10 protein-coding genes are annotated in these 13,387 nt (G+C 61.9%); 6 read left to right on the top strand and 4 right to left on the bottom strand.

The annotated features are described in order from the left end of the window. The first annotated feature begins 142 nt into the window (after positions 1–142). From F758_RS0118085 to F758_RS0118075, 3 genes are all read left to right on the top strand, one after another. The gene (locus F758_RS0118085) at positions 143–817 is read left to right on the top strand and encodes a DUF938 domain-containing protein (protein WP_024509181.1); all 675 of its coding nucleotides are present in this window, start codon (positions 143–145) and stop codon (positions 815–817) included. Positions 818–1,038: 221 nt separating this feature from the next. Continuing rightward, a complete protein-coding gene (locus F758_RS0118080) occupies positions 1,039–2,286 on the top strand; it encodes an MFS transporter (RefSeq protein ID WP_024509180.1) in 1,248 nt (415 codons plus the stop codon). A gap of 247 nt (positions 2,287–2,533) precedes the next feature. Then, positions 2,534–3,796: an MFS transporter gene (locus F758_RS0118075; protein WP_024509179.1), complete on the top strand. Its 1,263-nt coding sequence runs from the start codon at positions 2,534–2,536 to the stop codon at positions 3,794–3,796. A 94-nt stretch (positions 3,797–3,890) separates the two neighbouring features. Here F758_RS0118075 and F758_RS0118070 read toward each other — a convergent pair whose 3' ends face one another. Beyond that, the gene (locus tag F758_RS0118070) at positions 3,891–4,436 is read right to left on the bottom strand and encodes a carboxymuconolactone decarboxylase family protein (RefSeq protein ID WP_024509178.1); all 546 of its coding nucleotides are present in this window, start codon (positions 4,434–4,436) and stop codon (positions 3,891–3,893) included. Between the two features lie 625 nt (positions 4,437–5,061). Between F758_RS0118070 and F758_RS0118065 the strand changes: the two genes are divergently transcribed. Next, positions 5,062–6,567, top strand: coding sequence for a hypothetical protein (locus F758_RS0118065; protein WP_024509177.1), 1,506 nt, complete (start codon positions 5,062–5,064; stop codon positions 6,565–6,567). A 48-nt stretch (positions 6,568–6,615) separates the two neighbouring features. Here F758_RS0118065 and F758_RS0118060 read toward each other — a convergent pair whose 3' ends face one another. The 3 genes from F758_RS0118060 to F758_RS0118050 form a co-directional block, all read right to left on the bottom strand. Continuing rightward, positions 6,616–7,299, bottom strand: a complete 684-nt coding sequence (locus F758_RS0118060) for a class I SAM-dependent methyltransferase (protein ID WP_024509176.1) — start codon at positions 7,297–7,299, stop codon at positions 6,616–6,618. A 12-nt stretch (positions 7,300–7,311) separates the two neighbouring features. Then, positions 7,312–8,322, bottom strand: coding sequence for a glycosyltransferase family 2 protein (locus F758_RS0118055; RefSeq protein ID WP_024509175.1), 1,011 nt, complete (start codon positions 8,320–8,322; stop codon positions 7,312–7,314). Between the two features lie 295 nt (positions 8,323–8,617). Then, positions 8,618–10,123, bottom strand: coding sequence for a hypothetical protein (locus F758_RS0118050; protein ID WP_024509174.1), 1,506 nt, complete (start codon positions 10,121–10,123; stop codon positions 8,618–8,620). A gap of 317 nt (positions 10,124–10,440) precedes the next feature. Here F758_RS0118050 and F758_RS0118045 point away from each other — a divergent pair, with 317 nt between their 5' ends. After that, complete coding sequence (locus F758_RS0118045) at positions 10,441–10,905, top strand: GNAT family N-acetyltransferase (protein WP_024509173.1); 465 nt, start codon at positions 10,441–10,443, stop codon at positions 10,903–10,905. A gap of 364 nt (positions 10,906–11,269) precedes the next feature. Continuing rightward, positions 11,270–13,210, top strand: coding sequence for a DUF6602 domain-containing protein (locus tag F758_RS0118040; protein ID WP_024509172.1), 1,941 nt, complete (start codon positions 11,270–11,272; stop codon positions 13,208–13,210). Positions 13,211–13,387 lie beyond the last annotated feature (177 nt).

The raw sequence follows: 13,387 nt of genomic DNA, 5'->3' as shown, positions 1-13,387 counted from the left end.
CGCGATTGTCTGGCAATGCCGGTGATAAATGACGCGAAAAGCGGTTAAAATGCCTTCGCACTGCACCCAGAGAGGCTGATTATCTTCCATTGTGGGGTGGCCTGGGGATGTTCTGCGGATCAGGTCTTTATCGGAGCGCGCCGTGGCGGACTACGTGGTGGAATTCGGTAAGGATGGCCGGCGGATCGAGGCGGACGGACGCCTGGATGCGGCGGCCTTTCATCGCAATCACGGGCCGATCTGGGCCGTGCTCGAGCGGTTCCTGGCGGGGAAGTCCGGCGATGTCCTGGAGGTCGGCAGCGGCACCGGGCAGCATGTGGTGCATTTCGCCCGGCATAGTCCTGGCATCACCTGGTGGCCGAGCGATCTCAACGAACAACATTTGAAGAGCATCAGCGCGTGGCGTGCGCATGCGCAGGCGCCGAATATTCGCCCGCCGTTGCGGGTCGATCTGTCTGATCCGGACTGGGTGCGGCTCATGCAGGCCGCCGGCGGTCCGCCTGAGGTGCTGGCGGTGTTTTGTGCCAATGTGATCCACGTTGCACCCTGGCGCGTGGCGGAGGGCCTGTTCGCCGGGATGGGCGCCCTCCTGCGCGCCGACGGCCGGCTGTTTCTCTATGGCCCATTCAAGCGCGGCGGCAAGCACACCGCGCTCTCCAACGCCGTGTTCGATACATCCCTGCGCGAGGGCAATCCGGAATGGGGCGTCCGCGACATCGCCGATCTGGACAAGCTCGCCGACAGCGCCGCTCTTGCCTTGAGCGAGATCATTGAAATGCCTGCCAATAACCTGATCCTGGTGTTCGCGCGCGCTTAGCGCGCCGGAGGGCTCACCAAGAGCTCGGTGCTTGGAGACTCCCCTTCGCCCTGACTCTCTCCACGCAGGCAAGGAGAGGGAACGCATCCGTAAAAGACGATAGATGCTTTTCATCCGTCCCCAACGCATAGCGTCGGCCCGGCCGCGGCGGTTGATCGCGCGGCTCCCGCTCTCCATAGTAGCCGCATCTGAATCGGGCCCGCATGGGCCGGCAGGGCCCCATGCTTGATGTGACTGCGAGCGAAGAGATCGTCGACGACGCCCGGGCGCGTACGAACATAGCCAGACTCGCTGCGGCGCAGGCGCTGACCGGCGCCAATTCGGCAGTCATCTTTGCCACGGGCTCGATCGTTGGGGCGACGCTCGCGCCCGACATGTCGCTCGCGACCGTGCCGATATCTATGCACGTGCTGGGTTTAGCTGCCGGCACCTTGCCGACCGGCGCGATCTCGCGGGCCTACGGCCGGCGCGTTGCCTTCATCATGGGTACCGGCTGCGGCACGCTCACGGGCCTGATCGGCGCTTATGCCATTTTGCACGGCCTGTTCTGGCTGTTCTGCGGCGCGACCTTTCTCGGTGGTCTCTATGGCGCGGTGGCGCAATCCTACCGTTTCGCCGCCGCCGATGGCGCAAGCGTCGGGTTTCGGCCCAAGGCGGTGTCGCTGGTGATGGCGGGCGGAATTTTTGCAGGCGTACTCGGTCCGCAGCTCGTGCAATGGACCATGGACGTCTGGCCGCCTTATCTGTTCGCCTTCAGCTATCTGGTGCAAGCCGCCGTCGCGCTGGTCGCCATGGCGATCGTGGCCGGCGTCGATCTTCCGAAGCCCGCGGCGACCGACATGCATGCGGGGCGCGCGTTATCGCAGATTGTACGCCAGCCGCGTTTCATCGCGGCCGCGCTCTGCGGCATCATCGCCTATCCCATGATGAACCTCGTGATGACCTCGGCGCCGCTCGCCATGAAGCTCTGCGGCCTAACGGTGAGTGATTCCAATTTCGGCCTGCAGTGGCACATCGTCGCGATGTATGCGCCGAGCTTCTTCACGGGCTCGCTGATCGAGCGCTTTGGCGCGCCGATCGTGGTCGCGCTGGGGCTGGTCTTGGAGGCGGTGGCTGCGACTATCGGTCTTTCCGGCATCACGGCGATGCATTTCTGGGCGACATTGATGGTGCTGGGCCTGGGCTGGAATTTCGGCTTCGTCGGCGCCTCCGCCCTTGTGCTTGAGACGCACCGTCCGCAGGAGCGCAACAAGGTCCAGGCGTTCAACGATTTCCTGGTGTTCGGGACCATGGCAATCGGTTCGTTTTCGTCAGGCGCATTGCTCGCCAATTACGGTTGGTCGGCGGTGAACATGGTGGTCTACCCGCCGGTCGGACTCGGCCTCGTCGTGCTCGCGCTGACCTCGTTCGCGAAGAGGCGACGGACCCGGCTGGAGGCGATCGACCAATTTCCCGAACCGAGCATCTGATGCCAACTGCTGACAGTTCGGCGGCAGTCGAAGCTTTGCTCTTTGCCAATCGGCTAGTTTTGGTCGTCATGGCCGCGCTTCGTCCCGGTAATCCATGTACTCCGTCATTCCGGGGCGATGCGGAGCATCGAACCCGGAATCTCGAGATTCCGGGTCTGGTGCTGACGCACCATCCCGGAATGACGGTGCAACAATTGGAGACCGGTTGAGCCCGGTCGTGACGGCGTGGGCGGCAACGAGATTCGAAATGGACGCAACCAGCCAGATCTCCATCGACGAAACCTCCATCCGCTATGATGGCTGGCGCATCGTCGCCGCCTGCTTTCTGGTCGCGACCTTCGGCTGGGGATTCGGCTTTTACGGCCAGAGCGTCTATCTCGCCGAATTGCATCGCGCGCGAGCCTGGCCGGCCTCGCTGATCTCTGGCGCGACCACCTTCTTCTATTTGTTCGGCGCGGTCATAGTGGCCTTCGTCGCCGAGGCGGTGCGCGCCTTCGGTCCACGCAACTGTCTGTTGGCCGGCGTCCTGGCCATGGCTGTGGCTGTCATTGCGATTGGCCAGGTGACATCGCCCTGGCAGCTCTACGCCGCGAACGCCTTGCTCGCCTTCGGCTGGGCCGGCACGAGTCTGGCGATCATCACCAATACGCTGAGCCTCTGGTTCGACAAGCGGCGCGGCATGGCGATCAGCCTCGCGCTCAACGGCGCGAGTTTCGGCGGCATCGCCGGCGTGCCGCTCCTGGTGCTCCTCATCGGCGCTTTCGGCTTCTCCCGCGCGATGACGGTATCCGCGCTTGTTATGCTCGCCGTGCTGGCGCCGATCGTGCTCGGCTTGATCGGCCAGCCGCCGCTCCATGCAGGGATCGTACCGATGAGCGCGGCGCGCGACGCACCATCATCGGCGCAAATCCGCGCCCGGGCGTTGCGCGACCTCGGCTTTCTCTCGATCGCCATCGCCTTTGCGCTGGTGCTGTTCGCGCAAGTCGGCTTCATCGTGCATCTGATCTCGTTCCTTGATCCGGTGATCGGTCGGGAGTCGGCTGCGGTGGCGGTCGCGGTGCTGACCGCCATGGCCATGGCCGGTCGCATCCTGTTCTCGACCGTAATCGACCGGCTCAATCAGCGGCTGGCGTCGGCGCTATCCTTCCTGAGCCAGGCCGTCGCGCTCGCGATCATCATCAATTCACGAAGCGAGCTATCGCTGATCGCGGCCTGCGCGCTGTTCGGCTTCTCGGTCGGCAATCTGATTACGCTGCCGTCGCTGATCGTGCAGCGCGAATTCGACGCGCGTGCGTTCGGCGTGCTCATCAGCCTGAGCACCGCGATCAACCAGGTCACCTATGCCTTCGGTCCCGGCGTGATCGGCCTCTTGCGCGATCTCTCCGGCAGCTACACGCTGCCGTTCTACGGCTGCATCGCACTGGAAGTGATCGCGGCCGGGCTGATCATGCTGCGCGGGGCGAGGACGTCATTGCGAGCCAACGGGTCCGCGCAAAGCGCGGCCCGATGACAGGCTCCGCGAAGCAATCCAGAGTCGCACTGAAGGCTCCGGATTGCTTGTCGCTTTCGCTCCTCGCAATGACAGCGGAATGCCGGCGACGGCCCTACGCAAGCTCCGACACCTCCCCCTCCGGCAGTCCGAACTCGAACGCGTTCAGCGTCATCGATACCAGCGTGTAATAGCCGCACAGGCCGATGATCTCGACCAGGCCGCGTTCGCCGAGCGTGTCGACCGCGGCATCGTACAGCGGCTTCGACAGCCCGTGCCCTTCGTGCAGCGATTTTGCCACGTCATAAATCATCTGCGCCTTCGGATCGTCGAACTGCGGCGTCCGGCGATCGCGGATGGCCTCGACGATATCAGGGTGCATGCCGCCCTTGAGCGCGAGACGCTTATGCGCCCACCATTCGTAATGCGCCGTAAAATGCCGCGCCGTGACCAGGATCGCGATCTCCGACAGTTTTGGCGGAAAGATCGTGTTGAAACGCAGCATTTCGCCAAGACGCGTGGCGTGGCGCGCCATGTCCGGGCTGTTGAGCCAGGCCAGCATCGGCGCCGGCGCCGCGCCGCGCTTGCCGGCAATCGCCTCGTCATGAATCGCCTTCTGGTCCGCGGTCATTTCGTCAGGCGAAATCAGCTTCAGCCTCATGTCCGTTTCCTCTGGTTTTTGTTGCGCTTGCAATCGATAGCGCCGATCGGTCCCTTTGGCCACGGCCGGAGTGACCTCGCCCGATCGAGTACGCGGCGGCGTCGCCGCATAAGTCGAAAGTCTCTGGGAATACTGGATCGCCGCTTTCGCGCCCTAGCGCGGCGGCTCTGTCGTATCCGTGAGTTGCTTCATGACAGTTAGGCTGTCACCGGTGCCCTCAATTCCCGAGGAGGGACGGATTTCGAATGAAATGCCGCTCGGAAGAACGTAGATCACATCTGAACCGGCGCGACGCGGTGTATTGTCCGTTGCGGAGCTGCTTGCAGCGTCGGAGGCGGGAATTGCCTCGTCTGCACGTCCGCAAGGATCGGTCTGAGGCGTGGGAGATGGCCGGTTAACTGCGCTTCCACTGGTGATGGTGCGAACACTCATACTCATACTACAACTCCAACAAGGGCCCGCAGGCATGCCAGTGCTCGCAATATGCGTGCCACTGTCACTGTTTTTCCGATCAAGGGCTTAGGGGGAGTGCGCTTGCGTGCCGGCAGAAACGGCCAGGCAAGATCTGCCTGCTTCGCCCAAACGATAAAGAAGAATTAATACTGGCGCCTTAGCCTGACTGCTCATGAGCGATCAGGTCACCCGCAGCGCGGCCGAGCCATTCGCAGCGCGCGCAGCGCTGCCCTGGCTGGTGGGCGCGGGCGTCTACGCTCTGGTGCTGGCGCTCGGCCCGCACCTGCTGAACGATCCGGACACCTATTCTCATATCGCGGTCGGGCGCTGGATCATCGCCCATCGCGCCGTCCCGGCGAGCGACCCGTTCTCCTTTTCCATGCACGGTCAGCCCTGGGTCGCATTCGAGTGGTTGTCGGAAATCCTGTACGCCGTGATCTACGCGCTCTCCGGCTGGGCCGGCGTGGTGGTGCTGGCGGCGGCGGCGATCGCCCTCGCCGTCGGTCTCTTGATGCGCTTTCTGCTGCGCGAGGTTCCGCCGACGCCTGCGCTGCTCCTTGTCGCCGCGGCGGTCGTCTTGTTGGCGCCACACATGCTGGCCCGGCCGCACGTGCTGACGCTGCCGGTCATGGTGATCTGGGCGGCGGCGCTCGTGTCCTGCATGGACCGGCGTGCGCCTCCGCCCTATTGGGCGCTGCCGCTCCTGGTGCTATGGGCCAATCTGCACGGCAGCGTGGTGCTGGCGCTGGGGCTGATTGGGCCGGCCGGGCTCGAGGCCCTGCTGAACGAGAAGCGCAGCGAATGGCCACGCGTGCTCTCGCGCTGGCTGCCGTTCACGGCTCTGGCCGTTGCGGCGTGCTGCCTCACGCCTTACGGGCCAGAGCCGCTTCTGATTCCGCTCACGACGCTCGGCCTCGGACACGCGCTCAATTGGATCGCGGAATGGCGGCCGCAGGACTTCGGCCGTTTCGGTGCCTTCGAGTTTCTGCTGCTGGCGGGCATCTTCGCGCTGTCGCGCGGCGTGACGCTGCCGCCGGTGCGCGCCTTGGTCGTGCTCGGCCTGATCCATTTTGCGCTCGCGCAGGTGCGCAATGCAGACCTGTTGGCGATGCTGGCGCCGCTCTATCTGGCTGCGCCGCTGGCGCGGCAATTCGGCACACCGACCGAAGCTGATGCGGCCGGCCCGGCGCTTGGCCTGAGCGTGACGGCCGTTGTGCCGATGGTCCTTGGCCTGATGATCGCGGCGACCGGGCTCGCACTATCGCGCGACGTCCGCCCGGCGCAGCACTCCACGCCCGAGGCGGCCGTGGCCAATGCTGGTCTCGCCAAAGCAGGACCCGTGCTCAACGACTATGCGTTTGGCGGCTATCTGATCTTCGCAGGCATCCCCACTTTCATTGACGGCCGCGGTGAACTGTACGGCGGTTCGTTCATTGAGCGCTACAATCGCGATGTGGTGCTAGCTGACCTGCGCGATTTTCTTGCGCTGCTCGATGAGTACAAGTTCGGCGCAACGCTGCTGTCGCCGCAGACGCCGGCGGTTGCGCTGCTCGACCGTCTGCCGGGCTGGCAGCGCGTCTACAGCGACGACGTTGCTGTGGTGCACAAGCGGATCGAGCATGATCCGGAGAAGTGGGAACCGATTCTCCGAAAAGATCACGCTCAGACAAAAAATTAGGACGTGGTGACTATTCGAAGAATAGTTATCACGCGCCGCAGCAATAGGTCAGGCGGTGCCAAAGGCGGCGTATTGCGCACCCAGCGGCAGGTTGCTTAAACCGCGCTCGATACGGCGCGCGGGCTTTGTCTCCCACGGCAACAGCAGGAAATGACGCGCCCCGATCTCGAGCAAGCCGCCGGCCATCATCAGTTTCCGCGCCTTGCCGGCGCCAAGCAAGACCGCATCGCGGTCGAACTCGCAACGCGCGACCGCGAGGCGGGTCAGCGGATTGAGCGGGTTATGTTCGATGATGCAGACGAGGCCCCCGGGTCGCGTGACGCGGCGCATCTCCTGCATGAACTGCGCCCATTCTTCGGGCGGGACATGATGCAGCACACAGATCGCGGTCACCAGGTCGAAGCCGGCGTCGTCGAAGGGAAAGCGCCGGCCGTCGAAGGCACGATAGTCGACGTCGCGGTTGTCGGCATGCGCCTGCGCGATGCTGGCCGCGGAAACGTCAATGCCACTCAGGCGGCCGACGATGCCGCGCAGCAGGGGATGAAAGCTGCCGACCCCGCAGCCGACATCGAGCATGGCAGGCTTGTCCTGCCCGAGGCGCTCTCCGATCAACTCGCGCAGCAAGTCGGCCTTGGCGCGCATGAAGAAACTGTGCGGCAGGCCGGAGAAATCGATCGAGGACTGGACGACGTCCCGGTAGTTGCTGCGATAGCTGTCGAAGAGCTCGGCCATGCCAGGGGGCGCCTACTCGTGCACAGCGTGGATCGCGGCTTTGGCTGGCAGTTGGTCCGGCATCGCCTGGCCGCTTTCGAAGCCGAGACGCGTCTGCACCACATAGAGCGGGCGCCGCTTCACCTCGGCATGGATGCGGCCGACATAAAGGCCGACGATGCCAGTCATCAGCATGTTGATGCCGCACAAGAGCGACATGATCACGATCGTCGAGGACCAGCCGGCGACCAGATGGGGGTCGTTGCTCATCCACAACACCATGACCCAGCCGCCGTAGAGCAGCGCCAAGCCCGACACCGCGAGCCCGCACCAGATCGCCAGACGCAACGGCGTGTCGGAAAAGCCGAGCGCCGCGTTCATGGCGAGCCGCGCCATCTTGAGCAGCGGATATTTGGTTTCGCCGGCGCTTCGCGCCAGACGATGGAACGCGACCTCGGTCTGCCGGAAGCCGAGCCAGGCGATCATGCCGCGGACGAAGCGGTCCCGCTCCGGCATCTGGCGCAGGGCCTCGAGCACCTTGCGGTCGATCAGGCGGAAGTCGCCGACGTCGGCAGGAATGGGGATCGAGGACATGCCGCCAAGCACACGGTAGAACAGATGCGCGGTTGCGCGCTTGAACCGGCTTTCGCCGGCGCGCGACAGGCGGCGCGCATAGACGACATCATAGCCTTCCCTCCATTTGGCGATGAGCTCGTCGACCACTTCCGGCGGGTCCTGCAGGTCGGCGTCCATCACGATGATCGCTTCGCCCTGCGCCGCGTCCATGCCGGCCGTGATGGCGATCTGGTGGCCGAAATTGCGCGACAGGCCGATATAGCGGAAGCGAGGGTCCCGTTTGGCAAGCGCCTGCAGCACGATGGGTCCGGAATCGCGGCTGCCGTCGTCGACGAAGATCACCTCTGCGCCCTCCTGCAGCCGGGCGAGCAGCAGGTCGAGCCGGCGCAGCAGGACCGGCAGCACGGCTTCCTCGTTGTACACGGGAATCACGATACTGTAGCTGATCGCCCTGGAATCGGCCGCCATTCGAAAGGTCCACTCCGCTGAAATCGCCGAAGTCTAGACCACCGATCGTTAAGGCGGCCTTGCCGCAATCTGTGAAAGGCGGCCCGGTCTCGTCATTGCGAGCGAAGCGAAGCAATCCAGACTTCCTCAGCGGATGCAGGCTGGATTGCTTCCGCCTACGCGCAAAGGTGCTTCGGCGGGACTTCACGCCTCGCCATAGCTCGCGCAGCGAGCGACGTTAGGTCGTCGCTTCGCTCCTCGCGATGACGCGCATGATGAAGGCGCTCGTCCGGATCTGCACGTGATCGTCGGATGCTCAAGGCGTGCGGCGAATCTTGTAGAGAACAAAGCGCGCGGACCTGTCCACTTCCTCAAGCAGGCTTGGCAGCGGGTTCGCCACGGCCGGACCGAGCAGGTAAAGATAATCGTAATCCCGATACCAGGCGCGAATGAAAGGCGGGATGTCGGACGGCGCGATCTGGCCCGCGGCGATCGCGCTCAATAGGCGCAGCGGCACCGGCCCGCCGTAGGGGATGTCGAGCCGGCGCACGGCGGCGTGCGGCTGGATCGGTTGCTTGCCTGCCTCCGTGAAGACGTTCGGCACGAAGGCATTGGCGTAGTGGACCGCCAGCGTCGGCGCATAATACATCGGATATTGCGTGAGGTCGTTGAACGGGGGGTCTGCCTCCTCACCGCTGCTGCCGATCAGCACCATCGCGCCATGTTCGATCTTCCCAAAGGATTCGATGATCGCCGCATAGTCCGCGCGATAGGACAGCCAGACCGCCAGCACCACAGTCAGATTGGCCAGCGTGATGCCGCTGACGATTATGAGCCCAGCCATCGTCGATCGCCGGTCGGGCAGCGACAGCGAGCAGAACGAGGGGAGGATCAAGGCCGCCGCGGGGATAAGGCGAAGGTCGGCAAATGACGTGCCGAGCAGCTTGGACGGAATCGCGAGATAAAGCAGAGCGAAGCCGATCACGAGCCAGATGCCGGCCGGTTCAAGCCTGAGAAAGCCGCGCTTGGCCGCGACGTAGAGCGCGGTCGCCAGCGCCAGCGCGGTCGCCGCCGAAACGGTCATGTTGTAGCCGTTCATGATGCGAAACAGCCAGACCGGCTTGAGCGCAAAAAACCAGGCGTTGCCCTCGCTCCCGATCGTGCCGGCGGTCAATCGCATGACGATCGACAGCGCCAGCGCCGGTGTCGCGAGGATCACCAGCCGCAGCGCGGCGTCGCGGTAACGCAGTTTCCGATCGAAGCTGCGCCACAGCTCGTACAGCCCAAGCGTTGCGCCATAGACGCCGAGCGCAAAGAAATGCGCCGCAAACAGGATCGTCACGAAAGCCGCATTGATCGTGAAACGTAGCGGCCATTGCCGCTCCGCCAGCATCAGGTAGGCGGCGATGCCCCAGAGCGCGATACCGAGACCGCATTCGAAATTGACGAAGCCCCAACTGAACGGCAGGCAGTAGAGGAACATCAGCGCCGCGAAACCCGCGAGGTGGACGCGCCTCTTCACGGCCCATTCGAGTGCAAGTGCGCCGCTGATGATCGAGAGCTGGCTCAAGAGGAGAAACAGTCGCGTGGCGCTTTGGACACTCATCACGCGCGCCAGCCGCGGGATCACCAGATCCATCGCCAGATTGGGATAAAGCGCCCAGGCCGCCTCGTAGTACGGATTCGCATTCGCTGTGCCGGCTTGGCTCAGGATATACATGCGGGTCAGGTGATTGAGATAATCGACCATCGCCGGAATGGGTGTGAGCAGCGTCGGGAGAAGCGAAGCAACTGCCAGCAGCCCAAAAACAACGGTCGCCACCGCCCGTTCCGAGCCGTACCCCGTCCGGGCTGTCACGACCTGCCAAGCGGACGAAACCGTGTCATTGGATTGCTGCATCTGGGTTAATGTCTGGCCGAGCGCATATCGGCTCGGGCGTGGTACAAGGTTATCAGCAAGATGCCCCCATTCTCGATCATTCGCGCCGTGCAACTGGTCGAGAAGTCTAGGCGGCCTTCGTGAATGAACAGGTAAGGGTGCCTGGTGGCATGCTTAACGAGGACCTAAGAGGGCATGCTGCGAGTGATCTTCCGCCTCGAAATCGCGCGGCCCACGAGCCCTGATCGGAGTTCATTGCCATGGATATGCTGGTGAAATTGTATGATCTGCCGGACTCCGGTCAGAGCTTGAGCCGCCTTGCCGCCGTTGGAATATCGATCCGCCGCGCTTTGCCGCCCGAGAAACATAAGGTCCTTGACTGGGTCCGAAGCAATTTCAGCCAGGCATGGGCCAGCGAGGCCGAGGTTGCCTTTGCACGCGAGCCCGTGTCCTGCTTCGTCGCGATCCGGGCAAAGAGTTTGCTGGGTTTCGCCTGCCATGATGCGACATGCCGGAATTTTTTCGGTCCCACCGGCGTCGATGCGAACGCCCGCGGCAAAGGAATCGGTGCCGCGCTGCTGCTGGCGTGCCTCGAATCTATGAGGCAGCAGGGTTTCGGCTACGCCATCATCGGCGGAGTCGGTCCAGCCGATTTCTACACGAAAACTGTCGGCGCTATTCCGATCGCGGGATCCGAGCCCGGCATCTATCGGGGACTTCTTTGACCGACGTTGCTTGTAACGTGCACCGGCTTGCTAGGTGGATCATTGCTATCAGGGGTACCATAGGAACTCATGCGCAGCCAATCGTCACGCGTGCTGCCCTCGCCTTAGCCAGAAACGTGATGAGAAGGTCGAGCAAGAACGCGCTCGCGCCATCTTTTGTTATCCCTGCCGGGGGTCCGCGCGCGAGCTACGGGGTGAGACCCGGATAGGTGGGCGGCGAAACCGGACACGCGCCCTGAGCGCCTGCGCTCTCAATCGCCAAGCTCAAAACGGAAAAATAGAAAAAAGAATAAAATCCCAAATTTTCAAACAGGCCATTCATCGGTACTTTTTACCTCTCCCCCCTCTGATTCTGGGTCACTCCTTGAGCGACATTGCCGAACAAGTCTTGCGCGCCGCAGATGCCATTATGAGCGCTGCTCCTGAGAACCTTGTCGTGAGTGTGAGAGACGCCCTACGATCGTTCCTCAGCTCCGACTTTGTAGTTGGTTCGGGCTCTATCCACGATGCATTTGGGAAATCGACGCCGATCTACCCTATTGTCATCTATCGTGCCAGCAATGAGCCTTCGCCACGGGCAGACGGACAGATCGCAATCTCTGCTGATCATGCTGCCGTGGTAATCGAGATCTGTAACGAGCTCAACGTCGATCGCTTGCGCGATGCCTATGCAAGAGTATCGCAAGCGAAGCAGCTCGGCAAAACGCCGGTGCCCGTGGACGAAGCGCGCACCAACATAACTTTGGGCGTCGTCGTTGCAGCCAAGTCGGCCGTCTCGCTCGATTCATTGGCGGACGAACTGTATCAGCTCAACATAGCGACATCACATAAGCATTGGCTCGACATGCTCGTTGTTGTCCCAATCGGAGTTATAAACTACGCAATACAATTTCCCGGCGAGGTTCTCGCCGGTGACTTCATGCCACCAGCGGATGGAGCCCTCGATCCACCAGCGCCGCCGGCCTTTTACGTCACGATCGTGATGCGGCCCACCGGATGCAGCTCCTTCAATAAACTCGTCGCATTTGTGCTTGGGCACCTTCAGATCTTTGCACCTGATGTCGCAGCCAAACAACTTAATTGGAATCTGATTCTAGAAGGCCAGCCTTTGGGGGCGCTGACGACATTGGGCTTCCAGCCGAACCTGAGTGGTGAACTCGTTGCGGTGCCGCCTGATGCATACAGCGGAAAATTTATACCTAACAAGCCGGTTTTGCTCGAAGACACAAAGGGCACGATACTCGCCGCCGTTCAGTTTATGAAGTGGCAGAGTGGCGGTATCATCATCGCGGCCGGCAAGCTTCCCCTTGAGGGTCTATTGGTCTTTCTGCCGAATGCACGACGAGAATATCTGAGGGTTATGAAGCGGCCAACTCATCAAATTTCACCTGTTCTGCCCATATCCCATCTTCAGTTTAGCCAGTGGCTCGCCAACGTTCAGCAACGCTCCAACATTCGAGTTCGGAAAGACCCAGGCTCTATCATAATGCAAAAGTTTTTGGACGAGGGCACAACTGTCCCGTTCGTTGCTCGATGTACTCTTGGGTTGCTCCGATTGCGAGAGGGCGCGCTAGCTGACGCGTCAAAGCGCGGGGAATTTGATCGGCGCTTTCAGAGCGCGCTCTCGTCGATAATGACCGCTCGGGAAGCTAACAAAAAGCTTCTGGAAATTTGGGAGGACCATCGCGATCGGGTTTCATCAGGCGACGCCGCGCACTTGGAGGGGGTGGACATTCGAATACTTGAGAACGTCAATAAGCGACTTAGCGACGAATTTGAAGCCTTCTTAAACGCCTCAGCTCGCGCGACCAAGACCGGCATTCAAGGCTTAGCTGCGTTTTTGGGCTTTGACATTGGCTATTTGTTCAAAAGGAAATCTGCGTTTGACGCGGGTATCGATCGTCTAAGAAAGATAGATGGGGCTCTCGCCGACTACCTTTTGCAAACCAGGAACTGGACTGAACGACTGATTCTATTACGGAACAATTTGGAGCACGACATTTGGGAATTCCCTCGGGTGAACTACTCCGTGGAAAGTGGACGCGTTCGCGCAATAGAGCCGAAGATATCCGGCGAGGACCTCACCGTGCTAGTTACATTCCTTTTCGACCGGACAATATGCTTCTTTGAGGAGGTGATTGCCTACGCCCTTCAGCACAACCTTCCCTGTGGGACGACAATCACAGAGATTGCTCTCGCTGAAAGGATCAAGGAGGTACCCGAACGGTTTCGCATCACGCTCGCGCAAGGCGGCGAACCGCCGTGGCGAATTACTTATCACCAGTCAAAGTTCGACGATACTTAGAGCGAGCGGAATTGCTATCTATTCGATACGTGCAAACCAATAGGAACAGGAAGTTTCCTGTTCCCGCTGAAATCTGAAGTAGGTCCATTCGCAATCAAGCTGGGATGGCCACCCGCCGGGCGCGCATTGCTCGGCCATTTCTTCGAGGGCGCCCAGAGCCGAAGTCAGGAGCATCGA

Origin of the sequence: Bradyrhizobium sp. ARR65, assembly GCF_000472385.1 — a bacterium.
Classification (GTDB): Bacteria; Pseudomonadota; Alphaproteobacteria; order Rhizobiales; family Xanthobacteraceae; genus Bradyrhizobium.
This window is presented reverse-complemented; position numbering and strand designations above follow the sequence as displayed.